Source organism: Paenibacillus sp. J22P277, assembly GCF_059383675.1.
Genome location: NZ_JBXENS010000004.1, coordinates 535,589 through 553,707, shown reverse-complemented (window position 1 = coordinate 553,707; position 18,119 = coordinate 535,589). Strand labels below are relative to the sequence as shown.

The 18,119-nt window shown below is 59.1% G+C and carries 13 protein-coding genes; 9 read left to right on the top strand and 4 right to left on the bottom strand.

The window, feature by feature from the left end; translation table 11 throughout:
* The first annotated feature begins 14 nt into the window (after positions 1 to 14).
* The 6 genes from AC50YL_RS15820 (at position 15) to AC50YL_RS15795 (ending at position 6,844) form a co-directional block, all read left to right on the top strand.
* Entirely contained in the window at positions 15 to 1,283 is a 1,269-nt protein-coding gene (locus AC50YL_RS15820; RefSeq protein ID WP_494833160.1) for a sialate O-acetylesterase, read from the top strand.
* Positions 1,284 to 1,309: 26 nt separating this feature from the next.
* On the top strand, positions 1,310 to 1,486 hold the full coding sequence (locus AC50YL_RS15815; protein WP_494833159.1) for a hypothetical protein: 177 nt from the start codon (positions 1,310 to 1,312) through the stop codon (positions 1,484 to 1,486).
* Positions 1,487 to 1,663: 177 nt separating this feature from the next.
* Positions 1,664 to 3,361 (top strand): hypothetical protein, encoded by a 1,698-nt coding sequence (locus AC50YL_RS15810; protein ID WP_494833158.1) that lies wholly within the window; start codon positions 1,664 to 1,666, stop codon positions 3,359 to 3,361.
* Positions 3,342 to 4,295 (top strand): ABC transporter permease, encoded by a 954-nt coding sequence (locus AC50YL_RS15805; protein WP_494833157.1) that lies wholly within the window; start codon positions 3,342 to 3,344, stop codon positions 4,293 to 4,295. The genes AC50YL_RS15810 and AC50YL_RS15805 overlap by 20 nt, the downstream gene beginning before the upstream one ends.
* A gap of 11 nt (positions 4,296 to 4,306) precedes the next feature.
* Positions 4,307 to 5,185 (top strand): carbohydrate ABC transporter permease, encoded by an 879-nt coding sequence (locus AC50YL_RS15800; RefSeq protein WP_494833156.1) that lies wholly within the window; start codon positions 4,307 to 4,309, stop codon positions 5,183 to 5,185.
* A 63-nt stretch (positions 5,186 to 5,248) separates the two neighbouring features.
* The gene (locus tag AC50YL_RS15795) at positions 5,249 to 6,844 is read left to right on the top strand and encodes an extracellular solute-binding protein (protein WP_494833155.1); all 1,596 of its coding nucleotides are present in this window, start codon (positions 5,249 to 5,251) and stop codon (positions 6,842 to 6,844) included.
* Between the two features lie 32 nt (positions 6,845 to 6,876).
* Here AC50YL_RS15795 and AC50YL_RS15790 read toward each other — a convergent pair whose 3' ends face one another.
* The 3 genes from AC50YL_RS15790 to AC50YL_RS15780 all read right to left on the bottom strand — a co-directional run bounded on the left by AC50YL_RS15790 (position 6,877) and on the right by AC50YL_RS15780 (position 11,596).
* Positions 6,877 to 8,502 (bottom strand): response regulator transcription factor, encoded by a 1,626-nt coding sequence (locus AC50YL_RS15790; protein ID WP_494833154.1) that lies wholly within the window; start codon positions 8,500 to 8,502, stop codon positions 6,877 to 6,879.
* Between the two features lie 17 nt (positions 8,503 to 8,519).
* A complete protein-coding gene (locus AC50YL_RS15785; protein WP_494833153.1) occupies positions 8,520 to 10,286 on the bottom strand; it encodes a sensor histidine kinase in 1,767 nt (588 codons plus the stop codon).
* 146 nt (positions 10,287 to 10,432) lie between these two features.
* Positions 10,433 to 11,596 carry an ROK family protein gene (locus AC50YL_RS15780; RefSeq protein ID WP_494833152.1) on the bottom strand — a complete coding sequence of 388 codons (1,164 nt, stop codon included), beginning with the start codon at positions 11,594 to 11,596 and terminating at the stop codon, positions 10,433 to 10,435.
* A gap of 204 nt (positions 11,597 to 11,800) precedes the next feature.
* Here AC50YL_RS15780 and xylA point away from each other — a divergent pair, with 204 nt between their 5' ends.
* From xylA to AC50YL_RS15765, 3 genes are all read left to right on the top strand, one after another.
* The gene (xylA, locus tag AC50YL_RS15775; protein WP_161742567.1) at positions 11,801 to 13,114 is read left to right on the top strand and encodes a xylose isomerase; all 1,314 of its coding nucleotides are present in this window, start codon (positions 11,801 to 11,803) and stop codon (positions 13,112 to 13,114) included.
* An 18-nt stretch (positions 13,115 to 13,132) separates the two neighbouring features.
* Complete coding sequence (xylB, locus tag AC50YL_RS15770; RefSeq protein ID WP_494833151.1) at positions 13,133 to 14,635, top strand: xylulokinase; 1,503 nt, start codon at positions 13,133 to 13,135, stop codon at positions 14,633 to 14,635.
* Positions 14,636 to 15,020: 385 nt separating this feature from the next.
* Entirely contained in the window at positions 15,021 to 16,751 is a 1,731-nt protein-coding gene (locus tag AC50YL_RS15765) for a methyl-accepting chemotaxis protein (RefSeq protein ID WP_494833150.1), read from the top strand.
* Between the two features lie 266 nt (positions 16,752 to 17,017).
* Here the strand turns inward: AC50YL_RS15765 and AC50YL_RS15760 are convergent, their stop codons facing one another.
* On the bottom strand, positions 17,018 to 17,989 hold the full coding sequence (locus tag AC50YL_RS15760; RefSeq protein WP_494833149.1) for a helix-turn-helix domain-containing protein: 972 nt from the start codon (positions 17,987 to 17,989) through the stop codon (positions 17,018 to 17,020).
* Positions 17,990 to 18,119: the final 130 nt, after the last annotated feature.

Below are 18,119 nucleotides of genomic sequence, written 5' to 3'. Positions count from 1 at the left end.
AGGTGCTGCTGCGCATGGATCATATGGAAAGGACATCCCCATGGACGTCGGTAGGCGAGCTTGACGGCAGCGGCTGTTTCCATGGCGTAAGCCGGGACGTGCCGAAGGGAACGTTCTTCATGCGCTTTCGGATTGTCGGCGGGGAGAACGCCGGCGGCGTAATCGCGGAAACGGCCGTCGGACCGCTGTTCGCGGGCGATCTATGGGTGCTTGCCGGCCAGTCCAACATGGAGGGCTGCGGCTATCTGACCGACCTGGAGGAGCCTGTCTCGGGGGTCAGCTGCTTTTATATGGGCGACCGTTGGGGGATTGCGGCGGATCCGCTGACCTGGCTGAAGGAATCCGTCGATCCCGCCGATTGGACCGGATTCGGGCAATCGGAGAGGGAGGCTGCGGCTGCAGAGGAACGAAGGATTCGTTTCAAGGGCGCCGGGCTCGGCGTCGCCTTCGGCAAGGAGATATGGGAACGCGCAGGCGTGCCCGTCGGGCTAATCATGTGCGCCCATGGCGGGACTGGCATGGAACAGTGGGATCCGCAGCTGAAGGAGCGCGAGGGAAATTCCCTCTATGGGGCGCTGCTCCGAAGGGTGCGTGCGAACGGCGGCAAGGTGGCCGGCTGCTTATGGTACCAGGGCGAGAGCGACGCCAACGAGGCGGCGGCCCCGCTGTACGCCAGGAGGTTGGAAGAGCTGTTGCGGCATTTGCGCAGCGACTTGAACGACGACAGGCTGCCTTTCCTTTATGCGCAGCTGTCGCGGTTTCACACATGGGATAAAGCCGCGGCCGTGTATTGGAATCAGGTTCAGAACGATCAGCTCGGGTTCGAGCAGGGGGACGACCGAAGGGCAATGGTGCCGACAATAGATGCCGGTATGTCGGACCCGATCCATCTGGATGCGGTCTCGCTCAGGCGAATCGGGCGGCGGTTTGCGCGGCAGGCGCTTGCGCAGGTTTACGCTATCCCGTGCGGACGCGGACCGAGACTGTCGGCAATCCGCTGGAACGCTGCCCGAACCTGCTTGCAGCTGCGGCTGGATCAAACGCAGTTGAATGGCCGACTGCGTCAGGAAACGCAGCTGTACGGCTTTCATGCGGAGGCCGATGGAGAGAACTTCGTTCCGCTGGCTTCGCTCACGTCGGACAAAACTGGTCTTGAGCTTATATTCGACCGCGCCGTCCCGGCGGGTGTCCGGCTGTATCATGGTGCCGGTTATTATCCGCATGTCAACACCGCGGACGAGGCGGGCATACCGCTGCCGGTATTCGGTCCGGTTATCGTGTAAGGCCAGTTCATTTAGGAGAGGGAATTATGATGAGATCGAATTCAAGCCTGCGCAGGCCGCTGCTGCTGGCCTTGATCGTATGTCTGTGCCTGGTTCAATTGCTCGGCATGACAGGAGGCCGGGCGAGCGCGGAGGAGACGGTGTCGCAGACGATTATTATCGACGACGATACGAACGGCACGAAGGACGGCTTTGCGGATTAAGCCGCCGCCGGATACTGAATGATTTCGCGGCATAGTGGATAGATGGCGATGACAGGCGGACGATATACTGAATCGCAGCAGGGAACTGCCTGAGCAATGGCTTGGGGCACAAACATCGGAACATCGCCAAGCGGATTCGGGGCGGCAGCAGAACGTAAAGGAAGTGCAGCAGAAAACATGATGAAGAGTACAGTGCCGAAGGCCGTGCAAGTGCGGGATTTCGGGGCGCGCCCCGACGATCCGGCCGATCAGGCGGCGGCGATCCGCGCCGCGATCGCGTATGCGAGCGAGCTGGGCAGTGCGAGCGTTATTTTCGAGGCGGGCCGGTACGCCTTGATCAGCGCGGTGACCAACGACCGCGTCGCGAACCGCGATTGGAGCGAGAATCACCTCTATGCCGGCGGTGTCGGCGGACTGACGCTGGAAGGCCAGTGTGCGGCCGACGGCAGCCCGGCGACCATCCTGGAGGGTTGGAACGGGGCGGAGAATCAGGTCTATCTGCCCTCGATTCTGTGGGTCAGCGACTGCGAGGATTTCACGCTCCGGAATATGAAGCTGACGAGGAGCGTTCCTTACTCCAGCGCCGGAAAAATTATCGACAAAGGTGACGATTATATCGTCGTCCAAGTATTCGACGGCTGCCCGCTCATCGACGGCATGGCCTGCTATTGCGCCAACCGGTTCGATCTGTCCGCCGGCTCGCTGATCGGGGAGAGCGTCACCTATGGTGCCGGAGCCGAGGACGGAGCATGCTGGCACATCCTTCGAGGCGATTCCAACGATGCGGGCGGCGGCAGAAGATTGCGGCTGAACAGCAGGGATGCGGCGCGTCAGGTGACGGTAGGCGAAGGGCTGTCCTGGCATTTCGGCGCCTTGACCGACTTCCAGCTGCAGTTCGAGCGCTGCCGACGGCTTACGCTCGACAATCTGCATACGGCAAGCGCCAACGGCTTTGCCATGCAAACGGAAGGCTGCGCCGACGTCACCGCTTCGCGCCTCCGGTTCGAGCCGGAGAACGGTCTGCTGTTCACGGCCCCAAGGGATGCCTGGAAAATCTTCAAATGCAGCGGCCGCTTCGCCATTACCGACATGACGGTCGAGGGCGTGCGGATGGACGGCCAGAATATGCACGGAACCTTCCTCACGCTGGTAGAGACCGTCGATGCGCGGACTGCGGTTTTCCATGCCAAATGGAACTATGCGCCGCTTGCAGACGGCACCGCATTCGAGCTGTGGACCGGCATGGACAAAGCCGTCCGGACCGTCAAGTCGTGGCGGCATGACGGGCCTAGCGACGGGGGCCACATCTACACCGTCGCCTTCACCGCGGACCTGCCGCGGGCGATGAAGCTCGGCAGTACCTATGCCTCGGCGGCATGCTGGAGCCTCGACGCTTATGCCATGGACGGAGGTCGGTTCCGCAACATCGCGGGCTGCGGGCATGTAGTCCGGTACGACAATGCAAGCATCCGCAATGTGAGCTACGCCAATCTGATGAACCAGGGCATTTTCATCGGCTGCGAATTTACCGGCTTCCACGAAGCGGGCCATCCGCGCAACGTGTCGATCAGCGGCTGCGTCTTCGATAATTGCGGGCATACGCCCCGCATGGGCGCATCCGGCGCGATCGGCATCAATGCGGAAGGCTTCAGCGGTCTCTATATGGAGGATATCGTGATCGAGGATAACCTGTTTCGCAATCTGGCGCTGGGGGTCGATATCGGCGACGCCGCCCGGGTGACGTTGCGACGGAACCGGTATGAGGGCGTAACGACACCCGTCAGGGTCGATGAGGCAACGACGGAGAACCTCGGCATAGAGGATGATTTCAACCAGACCGAAGGAGGTGCCGTTCATGCAAGCCGGCGTCGATAGTCCGGTAACGCTGAAGCACAGCGCTTCCGGCAGGGATTCGCTAATCACATATATCATTCGCAACAAGTGGCTCTACATCTTTCTCGTTCCCGGCTTTCTGTATTTGCTCGTGTTCAAGTACGTGCCGATGTTCGGCATCGTCATCGCCTTCAAGGATCTCAGTCTCGTCAAAGGCATCGCGCACAGTCCTTGGATCGGGTTCGAAAATTTTCAATACCTGTTTCAAGCCGAGGATTTCTACAAGGTGCTGCGGAATTCGCTGCTGCTTAGCGTTTACCAGCTGGTGTGGGAATTTCCCGCGCCGATCATCCTGGCCCTGATGTTGAACGAAGTCAGAGGCATGGTGTTCAAGCGCGTATCGCAGACGATCATGTATTTGCCCCATTTTATCTCATGGGTCGTGCTGGCGGGCATGATCGTCAACTTCCTCTCGCCGTCGACTGGCCTGGTCAATTATGCGCTCAAGTCGTTCGACATGCATCCGATTAATTTCCTGCTCGAGCCCTCGTATTTCCGCTCGATCATCGTGTCGGCGGAGGTTTGGAAAGGCGTTGGCTGGGGGACGATCATTTATTTGGCGGCGATGACCGGCATCGACCCGACGCTGTACGAATCGGCCAGGATGGATGGAGCGGGGCGGCTGCAGCAGATCCGGCACATTACGCTGCCCGGCATTGCAACCACCGTGATCGTGCTGCTTATTCTCCGCATCGGCAATATCCTGGATAACGGTTTCGAGCAGGTATTCCTGCTGTACAATCCGCTGACCTACGATGTGGCCGACGTATTCGAGACTTACACGTACCGGATCGGTCTGATCGACGGCCGGTTGTCGTTCGCGGCCGCGGTCGGATTGTTCAAGTCGCTGGTCGGCTTCGTCCTCATCCTGTTTGCGAACCGGATCGCGCGAATATTCGGAAATCAAATATGGTAGGGGGAGACCGCATGCGCACGCGAAAACGTCTAGAGCCGTTCGATATCGTCAATCATACGCTGCTGGTCTTCGTCTGCCTCGCCATGCTGTATCCGTTCGTCAATGTGGCGGCCGTGTCGCTCAGCTCCTACAACGCCTTCGTCAATAATCCGATGATGGTCTGGCCGAACGAGTTGAGTTTCGCTGCCTATAAGGAAATATTGACGCACCCGATACTGGCGAGCAGCTACCTGAATACGATCATCATTACCGTAGCAGGAGTGACGCTGGGCATTTTTCTGTATATCATTACCGCGTACCCGCTTTCGAAGAAGCACTTGAAGGGGCGCAATGTCTTTATGGTGCTCGTCATCTTCACCATGCTGTTCAACGGCGGACTTATCCCGAATTTCTACCTCATTCGCGAGCTGGGCCTTCTCGATACGCTGATGTCGCTCATTCTGCCGCTGCTGCTGTCGGGCTTCAGCTTGATCCTGATGAAGAACTTCATGGAGAGCTTGCCCGAGGAGATGGAGGAAGCGGCCAAAATCGACGGGGCATCCGAACCGCGGATTTTGTTCCAGATCATCGTGCCGTTGTCCAAACCGATCATTGCGACGCTATGCCTGTTCGCCGCGGTGGGCTACTGGAACAACTTTTTCAACGCCATCATTTATATCCGCAACGTCGACAATTGGCCGCTGATGCTGTTCCTCCGGGAGATTATCGAAGGCACGCGAATGCAGGAAATAACGGGCGGCAATCTGGCGGAAGAGGGACAAACCGCGGTCGTGCCGGAGACGCTTAAATACGCCACGCTTATGGTGGTCATGGTGCCGATTCTGTGCGTCTATCCGTTCGTGCAGAAATATTTCGTCAAAGGGATCATGGTTGGTTCCGTCAAAGGGTAAGGCGCTCCGTTCTCGCAGGGAGCTTTCTGATATAGCTGTATCATATTCGAAAGGGGAAAACACATGAACAAGATGATGAAGGGTACGCTGTTTGGGTTGGTCGCCTTGATGCTGGTCACCGCGTCGGCATGCGGCAGCAGCGACAATGCCGGCAACAATGCCGATGCCGGAACTGACGGCACCAATGCCGGGACAAACAGTGCGAATGCCGGGAACGGCGGAACTGCCGCGGAAGAGCCGCTCAAAATCAAGATTATGGCGAACAACGAGCAGGCGACCATGTCGGAATCCGACAAGAAGTGGATCGCGCAAGTAGAGAAAGATATGAACGTGAAGCTGGAATTCGAAATCCCGCCCGTATCGGGCTATCAGGAGCGCGTGCAGCTGATGTTGGCTTCCGGCGACTATCCCGATCTCGTCTATTTCCCGGCGACCAACGACCAGAGCTTCCTAAGCGCGGTCAAAGACGGTCTCGTCGTGCCGGTGAACGATTATATCAAGAATGAACCCGAAATCATGAAATATACGTACGACGTATCCTGGAATGCGCTCAAGGTGCAGCAGGACGACAAGATCTACGGGATCCCGAGAACGACGGTCATCCGCAACGATGCATTCTGGATGCGCAAGGACTGGCTGAAGAACGTAGGCGTCACGATTCCCGATGATTCGGAGATCACGATCGATCAGTTTACCGACATCTTAAGGAAGTTCACCAAGAACGATCCCGACGGCAACGGCAAGGACGATACGTACGGCTATGCGGCCTATTCCGATCCGGACAAGGTGCTTCAGCCGATCTTGACCAGTCAATTCGGCGAGCTCGGCTGGCAGAAGAGCGAAGGCGGCGAATACGGCTACATGGATGCCAAGTACGACCGCAGCAGCGACGCCTTCAAGAAAGCGCTGGCCTATACCGGCATGCTGAGCAAGGAAGGCTTGCTTGATCCGGACTCCGCCGTGAACAACTCGACGACCTCGCGGGAGCGGTTCATCCGCGGCATTACGGGCGTGCTGCAGGGCTTCGCCGGGCATTACGGCTATCATGGAACCGACTTGAAGAAGGCGAATCCCAATGCGGATATTACGTACGTATTCGTCAAGAACGAGAAGGACGGCAAGGTAGCGGGTTCCGGTTACGGCGTCGGTCTGTGGGGTTTCTGGGGATTGACCAAAACGGCCAAAGACCCGCAAAAAGTGATTGATGTGCTCAACTATTATCTGAAGGACAACGAGTATCCGTCCGTCCTGAACGGTTATGAGGGCATCGATTACACCAAACAGGGCGACAAGCTGGTCGATGCGGAGAACAAGCAGCCGGCGCCGGTTCGTCTCAACACGATGCGGCGTGCCGGAGATACCCAAATTTATTTCCCGCTGACGACGCCTCAGGAAATTATCGTTATGAGCAAGCCGTGGCTGGAAAAATCGGTGTCGAGCGTGGTCCTGACGAAGGATCTCGGGTTTACGCCGGAGGCCGCGAAGAAGCCGAATTACATGGATTACAAGAAGAAGTGGGATCAGACGATCATGAAAATCGATCTGGGTCAGGCGTCGGTCGACGAATTCGACGCGTTGCTGGACGGATGGTACAAGAACGGCGGCGAAGAGTATATGAAACAAATGAACGACTTCATCGTCAAGACCGACAAAGGTTGACCATAAATAGAGAAAGGGTGGCCCGCCCGGGGTCACCCTTTCTCTTCGTGATAGCCGGGACGGACGACCGATGTTTTGGCTAGACGGCGGAATTCGCTCGGACTGTGGCCCGTCATTTTTTTGAACATCGTGGAGAAGTAGGAATAGTAGCGGAAGCCGACCTTCTCGGCCAGTTCATAATTGCGGAACCGTCCCTCGGCCAAATATTTCTTGGCCAGCTCGATCCGCTGCTCCAGCACATAATCGATCACCGAAGTGCCGACTTCTTTTTTAAATAGATGACCGAGATGGGAAGAGCTCAGCTCCACTTCGCCGGCGATCGAATCGAGCGACAATTCATCCTGCAGATGCTGGTGAATGTAGTGCAGTGCCCGGCCGATCTCCGAGCGGACGGACAGCTTGCTGTTCTGCACGCGCTGCATCCGCTGGAACCAGCCCTCCAGCGTTCCGATCGCGTCGAATAGGCTGACGGCCTCGCGAAAATCCGGCCACGGCGGCAGATGGCTGTCGGTCACGGCAATCGCGCGCAGCTCCTGGAACCAGCGGATAACGTCGCCGGGCAGCGGCTTCATCTGAAGGAAATGGGTTCTGGCCCTGCTGAGGAATCGCTGCATCGCTTTCTCGGTCGCCTCCGCCAGCGCCTTGCCGGCCGACTCGTTCAGCCAGGCGATGCTCTCGCCGGGCAGCGGATCAAGCGGAGGACAGGCATCCGCTTGAATCAGATGCGGGCGCTCCTGATAAAACCGATGCACCAGCTGTTTCTCCGTCTGTCGATAAATGGCCTTCAGCACTTGCGGTTCCGCGAACGGCAGGCTGGCCGCCATCGTCAGCCGCAGCTTCATATAATCGGATAATGGCTCATTCAGCTTGGCTTCGATCCGGGTGCCCATGCGCGTGCGTTCGCCGCTGTCGGGCAGGTGGCCCTTGAAGGAAACGAGAATGACGAATCGGCCGAAGAAGACGGGAAACATCTCGAAACGGCCCGGCAACATCGGCTGCAGCGATTCGCGCACGATCTCCAGCATGGTGTATTCGACCAGCGGCTGGTCGTTGTCGGGATATTTGGCGGCAAACAGCGGCAGTGCGTCGACCTGGCAGACGAGCGCCAGATAATGGTCGCCGTCCAGCGCGATGCCGATCGCAGCGCCCCGCTGCTTGATTTCCTGAGGGTCCGTCAAGACGGAGGTAAGCAGCTGCTGGAAAAAATGCCTGCGCAGCGGATTGCGGTTCGATTCCAACAGGCGCTGCTCGCGGGTGCGGGTCTCGCTCCAGCTGATCTCCTTCGCCAGCTCGATGGAGACGCGCTCCAGCGCCGCTTTCGTCTCCCCCAGATCGATCGGCGATTTCAGAAGATAGCCGAACGCGCCTTTGGCCATCGCTTTCTGGGCGTATTCGAATTCTCTATGCGCGGTCAGCATGATGCTTTTCGTATTCGGATAGGCCGCGGTCATATGGTCGAGCAGCGCGAAGCCGTCCATGACCGGCATCGTGATGTCGATCAGCGCCACGTCGGGCCTAAGTAAGCCGCACAACTCCAGCGCGTCGGCGCCGTTCTCGGCTTCGCCGACAATTTGGCAATTCCATTCCTCCCAGGGAAAGCTCTTGCGAATATGCGCCCTGGCAAGCGGTTCGTCGTCGACCAGCAGGATTCGTTTCATGGATGCTCCGCTCCTTCTCATGGGGTTGTAATCAATTCGAGAGGAGCGAGCGGCACTCGGATGACGATGCGCGTACCCCGCTTCTCCTCGCTGTTGATGTCGATGCTGTATGCGCTGCCGAACATCAGACTCAGCCGTTCGTGAACGTTCAGCATGCCGATGTGCTCGCCGGCTTGCCTGGCCATCGCCCCTTTATGCGTGCGCTCCACCAGCTCGCTTAAAGCCTGCTCGCTCATGCCGATGCCGGTATCCTCGATCAGCAGCTCCCAATGCTCCTCTTCCGCTACAGCGCCGATGAACAGCAGTCCGTCATCTTTGGAGGGAACCAGACCGTGGAAGATGGCGTTCTCGATCAAGGGTTGTAAAATGAATTTGGGAAGCAGTTTATCCAGCGCGGGCGGATCGATATCCGTCTCGAGCCTGAATTTGCCGGGGTAGCGGCTTTGCATGAGTTGGACGTAATTCTCGATCGCCTTCAGCTCTTCCCATAAGGTCACGGGCTCCGGCGAGGCATCCAGCGTATAATGCAGTTGACTCGTCAGCGTCTGGATAAGCCGGTCCATCTGCTCGGCCTGTCCCTGCCTGCCCATCATGCTGATCGTATTGAGCGTATTGTAGAGAAAATGCGGCTTGATCTGCATATGCAGCGCCTTGAAATCGGACCGCTTCTTCTGCCGCTCCGTTTCCTTCAGCTCATGGATGAGCTCGCCGATTCGTTTGGTCATTTTATTGAAATGCATCGCCAGAAAACCGATCTCGTCTTGACGGTTCAGACGCACCTCGGAATTCAGGTTGCCCGCGCTCACTTCGTTGATGGAGGCGGCGATTTTGCGGATGGGTCGGCTGATTAAGCTGGAAATGAGAAACGAGAGCGCCGCCGACAGCAGCAGGGAGGCAAGCGCCAGCCACCACGAGAGCCGGACGGAATAATCGAGCGGCTGCAGCAGGTCGCTCTTGTTCATGATCCAAACCATCTGCCAGCCGGTGATTTCGTTGAGACCGCGGGTCGCGATAATTTGCTTGCCTGCAGAATCCTTCGCCTCCGTCTGAATCCAGTCGCGCCGGAACAGCGAGGGCTCCATGCCGCTCAGCGAGAAGACGTGCGCGCGGTAATCGTAGTTCATGTAAGGCTCTGTGCCGTAGACGGGTTTGCGCTGGCTGTCGAGCAGAAGCAGCTGGCCGTTCGCAACGGGATTATCGTTCGGGAGCATCTCCCGGTACAGGTTCGCGAGATCGACGTCGAATAGGATCGTAATGCGTTTGCCGGAATCGGAACGAATGAACATCGCCGACGTCAGCGTATGCCCCGAAGTATTGGAGAAGTAAGGACCGATCCAATAAATGCGGTTAAATTCGCTCATGCCCGCCAGCTCGTCCATCAAATACGCGTTCTTCGGCAGATCCCAGCTGTTGAGGGATGTGCTTGCCAGCACCTCGCGGCCGGACAGCACATGGATATTGCTGACGTTGGGGATGTAATAAATCAGATTGTTGTTCAGCCATTGGTCGATCTGGTCGTAACGTTCTTCGGCGAACCGGGTATCATGCGCGATGGTCAGCAGGTTGGTGCGGATATGCTGCAGATTCATCTCCAAATAGCTGTCCGCCTTTTGCACCATCTGCACGGCGTAGTTCATTTGCGAATCGATGAGAATGCCGGAGGAGTATTTATGGTAGGAGTAGCCGAGCAGCAAGATCAGCGATTCGAAGCAGACCAGCGTGATGAGAAAGACCTTCGGCGTAATTTGCATTTTCCTGAGCCATCTCAATGGCGGTTTGGGCATGGGCGGTCTCCTTATGCGGGATACCGTTATTATAATAAGAAATCGTCGATCGCAGGCGGAAAAAGCGAGATTGTTCAACTTTTCGCGGCATAGTGGAAGGTTGACGGATGCCGCGCCGCAGGCAAATAAAAAGGAAGCGGCATCCGTCAGACGCCGCTTCCTTTCATTTTGGCCAAAAAGGAGGAGATCGCGTAATAAGCGGCTCCCCGCACGGCGGATTTCTCGCCCTGCTCCGCGAACAGCACGCTCAGCTTGCGCCGGTGATGCGCGAGCGCCCGGCCGGCGACGGTACGCTGAACAGCCTCGCCGATCCACGCTTCCGCGCGGCGCATCTCGTTGCCGATGATGACGACGTCGGGATTGAATACGTTGACGATGTTCGCGATGCCGACGCCGAGCGCTTCCCCGATGCGTTCGAACAGCGCGGCGACGTCTTCGCGGCCCTGGGCGGCCGCCTCCAGCAGGCCGTCGAGATCGTGGAAGCCGAGCGGTCCGGCCTGCTCCAGCAGCGCGTTCTCCGACGCGTACAGCTCCCAGCAGCCGCGGTTGCCGCAGCGGCACGGCTTGCCGTCCGCATGGATGGAGAGATGGCCGAGCTCGCCGGAGAAACCGCCCGAGCCTTTGTACAGCTCCTTGTTCAGGATCATGCCGGTGCCGATGCCGATGCCGGCGCTGACGTAGATCTGATTGGCGATTCCGCGGCCGGCGCCGTAGCGCTGCTCGCCTTGGGCGCCGGCGTTCGCCTCGTTGTCTATCGTGACGGGCACGCCGAAGCGTTCCTCCACGATCGCGCGCAAGGGCACTTCCGTCCAGGACAAATTCGGCGCGAAGAGAATCGTCCCGTCTTCGTTCACGAGGCCCGGGACGCCGATGCCGACGCCGACCATGCCGTAGGGGCAGGGAGGGATCTCGTTACGCAGGTCCTCGATGCAGGCGAGCAATTGCGGAACGACGCTCTCCGCGTCATGCGCTTTCAGCACGATGCGCCGTTCCGCCACGACGCAGCCTTCCAGATCCGTGAGGATGCCGCGGATGTAATTGACGCCGAGGTCGATGCCGACCGCATGGCCCGACCGCGACCGGAACTGCAGCAGGTTCGGCTTGCGGCCGCCGCTGGATTCGCCGGGACCGAGGTCGAGCACGAGATGGCTGTCGATCAGATCCTGCACGAGGCTCGACACGGTCGCTTTGTTCAGCCCGGTGCGTTCCGAGATTTGAGCCCGCGAGAGCGGCGCGTAGCGAAGCACGGCGTCCAATACGATGGCGGTATTCATTTTCTTGACGAGCGACAAATCTCCGGTTTGCTTCATATTGCTTGGTTTCCTCCGCTGCCGTGATGATATGGGTACGATTGTACCACGCGAATGTCCAGGTTGCCAGAAGGCGGGGCGACTTTCAAAAAACTTACTTTGTTTACTAGACAAACAAAGTTTGGCGATGCTAGAATGGTCGTAAGAACGTTTTCAAAAAAAGCGCCGCTTCGCGCGGCCACACTTTTGGAGGGATTACATTACATGGCATACTTCAAAAACATCGGCAACATCGCTTACGAAGGCAAAGGCTCCGACAATCCGCTCGCATTCAAACACTATAATCCGCAAGAAATCGTCCTCGGCAAACCGATGGAAGAGCATCTGCGTTTCGCGGTCGCGTACTGGCATACGTTCACGGCTTCCGGCGCCGATCCGTTCGGCGTAGGCACGGCGGTCCGCGGATGGGACAGCGCGAACGAGATGGATCAAGCGAAGATGCGCGTCGAAGCGAACTTCGAATTCCTGAGCAAGATCGGCATCCCGTACTACTGCTTCCATGACCGCGACATCGCGCCGGAAGGCAGCTCGCTCGCCGAGACGAACAAGAACCTCGACGTCATCGTCGACCTGCTCGAAGAAGGCATGAAAGCCTCCGGCGCGAAGCTGCTCTGGAACACGGCGAACATGTTCACGAATCCGCGCTTCGTGCACGGCGCGGGCACGACGTCCAACGCCGACGTCTATGCTTACGCAGGCGCTCAACTGAAGAAGAGCCTGGAGATCGGCAAACGCCTCGGCGCCGAGAACTACGTCTTCTGGGGCGGCCGCGAAGGCTACGAGACGCTGCTTAACACCGATATGGCGCTCGAGCTCGACAATCTGGCACGCCTGTTCCATATGGCGATCGCCTATTCCAAGGAAATCGGCTTCGGCGCGCAATTCCTGATCGAGCCTAAGCCGAAAGAGCCGACGAAGCACCAATACGACTTCGACGCGGCGACGACGATCGCGTTCCTGCAGAAATACGACCTGAAGGATTACTTCAAGCTGAACCTGGAAGCCAACCACGCGACGCTCGCCGGCCACACGTTCGAGCACGAGATCCGCGTGGCGGCCATCAACGGCATGCTGGGCTCGCTCGACGCGAACCAAGGCGACCTGCTGCTCGGCTGGGATACGGACGAATTCCCGACCGACCTCTTCTCCACGACGCTGACGATGTACGAAGTGCTGAAAGCAGGCGGCCTGGGCAAAGGCGGCGTCAACTTCGACGCCAAAGTACGCCGCGGTTCCTTCGAGGACGAGGATCTCTTTCTGGCCCACATCGCCGGCATGGACACGTACGCTTGGGGCCTCAAAGCCGCGGCCAAGCTGATCGAAGAGAACGTTATCGACGGCTTCGTGGACAACCGCTACCGCAGCTTCAAGGAAGGCATCGGCGCCGAGATCGTCTCCGGCCGCGCCACGCTGGCGTCGCTTGAGCAGTACGCGCTGCAAAACAACGTCATCAAGAACGAATCCGGCCGCCTGGAACGGATCAAACTGCAGCTGAACGAAATCATCTACAGCGTCTAAGAGGAGGCCTTTGATTCCATGTCATACGTCATCGGCGTCGACTTAGGCACAAGCGCGGTGAAGGTGCTGCTTCTGGACAGAAGCGGCACGGTCGCGGCGGAAGCTTCGCGCGACTATCCGCTGTTTCACGAGCATTCCGGCTGGAGCGAGCAGCGGCCGGACGATTGGGTGAACGGCACGGTCGAGGCGCTTCGCGAGCTCGCGGAACGCTCCGGCGTGTCCCCGGACGAGATCGAAGGGCTGAGCTTCTCGGGCCAAATGCACGGCCTCGTCCTGCTCGACGCGGCAGGCGATCCCGTTCGCAACGCGATTCTGTGGAACGACACGCGCACGACCGCGGAATGCCGCGAGATCGAGTCGCTGGTCGGCAAGGACCGGCTGCTCACGATCACGCGCAACCCGGCGCTCGAAGGTTTCACGCTGCCGAAGATTCTGTGGGTGCGCAAGCACGAGCCTGAAGTCTTCGCGCGCGCCGTCTCGTTCCTGCTGCCGAAGGATTACCTTCGCTACCGGCTGACGGGCGCGCTGCATATGGATTATTCCGATGCGGCGGGCACGCTGCTGCTGGACGTGGCGAACAAACGCTGGAGCGGCGAGGTGCTGGAGGCGGTCTCGCTGCCGGCCTCGTTCGCTCCGCCGCTGGTCGAGTCGCAAGCGCTGACGGGCACGCTCCTTCCGGAGCGGGCGGCGGCAGCGGGGCTGAACGCGGACACGAAGGTGTTCGCGGGCGGCGCGGACAATGCCTGCGGCGCGATCGGATCCGGCATTCTGCAGGAAGGGCTGACGATGTGCAGCATCGGCACTTCCGGCGTCATTCTTTCTTATGAAGCGACGAGCGGCAACGATTTCCGCGGCAAGGTGCATTTCTTCAACCACGGCAAGGAGAACGCGTTCTATGCCATGGGCGTGACGCTGGCCGCGGGGTACAGCCTCAGCTGGTTCAAGCAAACGTTCGCCAAGGGCGAGTCGTTCGACGAGCTGCTGCAGGGCGTCGGCGACGTCAAGCCCGGCGCGAAAGGGCTGCTGTTCACGCCTTACCTCGTCGGCGAACGGACGCCGCACGCGGATTCCGTCATTCGCGGCAGCTTCATCGGCATCGACGGCTCGCACGAGCGGGTGCATTTCGCCCGCGCGGTCATGGAAGGCATCACGTTCTCGTTGAACGAGTCGGTGGACATGTTCCGCCAAGCCGGCAAGACGGTCGACACGATCATCTCCATCGGCGGCGGCGCGTCCAATCCGGTATGGCTGCAGATGCAGGCGGACATCTTCAATGCCGACGTCGTTTCCCTGGAGAACGAGCAGGGACCGGGCCTTGGCGCGGCGATGCTGGCGGCGTGCGGCTGCGGCTGGTTCGACAGTCTCGAGGCGTGCGCGGAGCTGTTCGTGAAGCGGGCATCGGTGTACAAGCCGGATCCGGCCGCGGTGGACGCGTACAGCGGGCTGTTCCGCATCTACCAGGACGTGTACGCTTCGACGCGGGCATTGAACGAAGGATTGCAGGCGTACCGGAATTCGTGATTTTCGAAGCGCGAATTTCAAGTTGTGTTTGCAAGTGATGCGTTGCGCATTGATTAAGCACTGATTAAGCACTGATTAAGCACTGATTAAGCACTGATTAAGCACTGATTAAGCACTGGCTGATTGGCCGTTCTCCTTCGGGGGAACGGCTTTTTGTGCTGCTCGGAGGAATGGGAAGAGGTTACAAGCGACAGGTAATCTAACATAATAAATGCAACGAAAGTTTAATTTTTTAAATAAACATAGTTCCATCGCACTAAAAGTTAGTATAAAATCGAATCTATCAGCCGGAGTGACGGTCCGATCGAATGCAAGATATCCGAACATCATCGTTATCCGGCATTTTAGCTGACATCAATCTATCTTCGACAAAGGCGGGAACGACATGGGGAAACCGTTAGTAAAGCGCAAGTGGACGGTCGGCGCCAAGCTAATGGCGGCATTTATGAGCGTGCTGCTGCTGCTCGCCGCCAACGGCGCCATCAGCTTCGCGACGATGGCCAAGATGAAGGAAACGAACGGCGATTTGGCGGGCAAGTGGGTCGTCGGAGCGGAGACGATCAACGGCATCAATTATTTGACCGAGCACTCCATGACCTTGCAGTACAGGTTGATTACGGAACAGAACGCCAGCCTGAAGAAACAATACCTGTCGGACGCGGAAGCGACGATGGAGAAGATTCATGCAAGCTTCGATACATACGAGTCTTTATTGGACGCCGGCGATGCGGCCGAAAACGAGCTGTTCGCCAAGCTCGTGGCCGCTTGGAAGGAATACGAGGACGATTACGATCGGCTCGCAGCGGATGCAGGCAAGCCGATGGCGGCCGAACAAGCCGAATCCTACCGGAAGGCATCCGAGAGTTCCTTCGCGGCGCTGCAAAACAACCTGGACTATCTCGTGCTCAACAACCACAGCGGCGCGCAGGAGGCGAAGAGCAAGAGCGAGAAGCTGAGCTCGCAGTCCACGATCGCGATTCTGGCCGCGCTTGCCGCAGGCATCGTGCTGGTCGTGCTGCTCACCGGCTACGTACGCCATGCGATCGCGAAGCCGATCCGGCTGGCGGCCCTCGTCGTCGACGAAGTGGCCGGCGGGAATCTGCGGGCGGTCGTGCCGGCGATTCGGAACCGGGACGAGATCGGCGGTTTGTTCGCATCGCTGCAGTCGATGCTGGCGCAGCTGCGCTCGGCGATGCAGGGCGTACAGGAAGCATCCGCGGATATCGCGTCCTCGTCGCGCCAGATGCTGGCGGTGTCCGAGCAGAACGCCGGCTCTTCTCAACAGGCCGCGGAGGCCGTGCAAGGCATGGCGGAAGGGACCGAGCTCGCGCTATCGCAATTCGGGGAAGTCAGCAGGACGTCCGGGGATCTCGGCATGGGGATCAACCGAATCGCGGAATCGACGTCCGTCGTCGCTTCGTTGTCGGCGGACGCCAGCAGGCAGGCGCTGATCGGACGCGAAGCGGTGAACGACGCCGTTCTTCGCATGGCTGCCGTCAACGACAGCGTGCGAGTCGCGGTCGGCCAAGTCGGCCGGCTGGAGGCGCATTCGCGAACGATCGGCGTCATTTCGCAGCTGATCGGCAACGTCTCGAAGCAGACGAACCTGCTGGCGCTCAACGCGGCGATCGAAGCGGCGCGGGCTGGCGAGCACGGCAAGGGCTTCGCGGTCGTGGCGGACGAGGTGCGCAAGCTTGCGCAGCAAACGTCGGAAGCCGTCTTGGAGATCGGGCGGATCATCGATCAGATCGCGGCGGATACGCGCGATACGGCCAAGCAAATGCGGGAAAGCGCGAAAGAAGCGGAGGCCGGCGTGTTCTCCGTGCGCGAGGCCGGCGCGTCGTTCACTAGCATCGCCGAAGCCTCGGAACGGGTATCGGGCCAAATGCGGGAGGTTGCTGCCGCGTCCGGGGAGATGGCAGCGGGTTCGCAGCAGCTGGTCGATGCGATGCTGCGCCTGGAGGGATACGCGAAGCAAAGCTCGGAGACCGCGATGACGGTGGCCGCGACGACCGAGGAGCAGACCGCTTCGGCGGAGCAGATCGCCGTTTCGTCCCGTTCGTTAAGCCGGATCGCCGAACGGATGAACGAACTGGCAGGCGGCTTCAAGCTGTAGCATCGGCGGCCGGCTGCCGGCGAGCCGGACATGCCTTTGCCGCCGCGCGATCGGCCGTCTTCGCCGCGGTTTTGCGCGGCAGCATAAAAAACCTTCCCCTCCGCCGTCGAAGCGGAAGGGAAGGTTTCTCGTCGTTCCGTCGTAAAATTCGCGGCGGCGGGGATACGATGATCGATATGGCGTGCATGCCGGCTCATCGGCGCATGCAATTCAAGGCGCATGTCGTACATTCAAGAATTCGCCGCGCCGCCCGCGATCGGTTCTATCTACTTGTACGAGCTCCATATATCCGATGGCGCCACGCCGAGCTCGTCGGCGATCAATTGCGCGGTGAGCCGCTGCGGTTTTTTGATCTTGCCGTTGCGGATGTTGGAAATGGTCGTGAGCGAGATCTGGGTATTCTCGGCGAGCTGCGTGACGGATACGCGCTTCTCGAGCATGAGGAGCCTCAGTTTATAGGAAGAGTCCGCGACGTCCGCGGTCGCGTTCGATTCCTCGGACACGGCAGGGGGATCGGATGCTTCGGCGGTTTCCGTGTTCGGAACGGCCTCCATGGATAAGACCAGGATGGCAAAGCATCGGAACGATCCGTTCCCGCTGTAGAACGGCTTGACGATGGAGTGGACGTGGAACTGATCCTGGAACAGCTGGAGCGTGAATTTGAATTCCCCGGTTTCCTTGCTGAACAGCAGCCTCCGCAGCCCGTTGCGCACGCGCGCGCGGTCGGGCAAGGCGACGAATTGGTCGCTGTCCATGCGGGACAGCTCCAGCACGTCGTACGAGAGCGGGCCGCGGTAGCTGCGCATCGAGGTGACGGTGCCCGCGGTCGTGAGCAGCATGGAGACGATGGGATCGCGTTCGTAGGTCATTTCTTCGATCCATTTATGCTCCGACCGGTCGCGGATCGTGATCAAGACGAACGCATCTCGCGCGGCATGCATTTTTTTGGCATGGAGCTCCCCGAACAGCCGCGAATGCTTCGGCAGGGTGACCTGCGATTCGGCGAAGGCGTCCGAATTGCCGAGTGCAATGGAAGCGCATAACCTTTCGACGATCGGCCACAGCGGATGATTGCCGTCGAGCGGGAGCGAAGAAAGTTCGAGCCCGATCAGCTGATTGCCGGCGTAGCCCGTCATCGTATAGAAGGCCGTATTGCAAGCATAGATGAAGCGTTTGCCTTGATAGGTTCGAACGACCGTCACCGCATCCGGAGAATAAGCGAAAAGATCCACCATCATCTTCAGCACCTCAGCTCAAATTGTCGCTTTATTATAGCACATTAACGCATTCGGTAGGGTTAATGAATACGAGGGCCGCGGCCGGTTCGAGGAGGCCCGAATCCGGTATGGCGGGTGCGCTAAAAGGGTA

What these genes read in the sequence shown, in the direction of transcription:
- AC50YL_RS15800 (WP_494833156.1), top strand. Translation starts at nt 4,307, where the DNA reads ATGCGCACGCGAAAACGTCTAGAGCCGTTCGATATCGTCAATCATACG.
- AC50YL_RS15765 (WP_494833150.1), top strand. Translation starts at nt 15,021, where the DNA reads ATGGGGAAACCGTTAGTAAAGCGCAAGTGGACGGTCGGCGCCAAGCTA.
- AC50YL_RS15785 (WP_494833153.1), bottom strand. Translation starts at nt 10,286, where the DNA reads ATGCCCAAACCGCCATTGAGATGGCTCAGGAAAATGCAAATTACGCCG.
- AC50YL_RS15795 (WP_494833155.1), top strand. Translation starts at nt 5,249, where the DNA reads ATGAACAAGATGATGAAGGGTACGCTGTTTGGGTTGGTCGCCTTGATG.
- AC50YL_RS15780 (WP_494833152.1), bottom strand. Translation starts at nt 11,596, where the DNA reads ATGAAGCAAACCGGAGATTTGTCGCTCGTCAAGAAAATGAATACCGCC.
- AC50YL_RS15790 (WP_494833154.1), bottom strand. Translation starts at nt 8,502, where the DNA reads ATGAAACGAATCCTGCTGGTCGACGACGAACCGCTTGCCAGGGCGCAT.
- xylA (WP_161742567.1), top strand. Translation starts at nt 11,801, where the DNA reads ATGGCATACTTCAAAAACATCGGCAACATCGCTTACGAAGGCAAAGGC.
- AC50YL_RS15810 (WP_494833158.1), top strand. Translation starts at nt 1,664, where the DNA reads ATGATGAAGAGTACAGTGCCGAAGGCCGTGCAAGTGCGGGATTTCGGG.
- AC50YL_RS15815 (WP_494833159.1), top strand. Translation starts at nt 1,310, where the DNA reads ATGATGAGATCGAATTCAAGCCTGCGCAGGCCGCTGCTGCTGGCCTTG.
- xylB (WP_494833151.1), top strand. Translation starts at nt 13,133, where the DNA reads ATGTCATACGTCATCGGCGTCGACTTAGGCACAAGCGCGGTGAAGGTG.
- AC50YL_RS15760 (WP_494833149.1), bottom strand. Translation starts at nt 17,989, where the DNA reads ATGATGGTGGATCTTTTCGCTTATTCTCCGGATGCGGTGACGGTCGTT.
- AC50YL_RS15805 (WP_494833157.1), top strand. Translation starts at nt 3,342, where the DNA reads ATGCAAGCCGGCGTCGATAGTCCGGTAACGCTGAAGCACAGCGCTTCC.
- AC50YL_RS15820 (WP_494833160.1), top strand. Translation starts at nt 15, where the DNA reads ATGGATCATATGGAAAGGACATCCCCATGGACGTCGGTAGGCGAGCTT.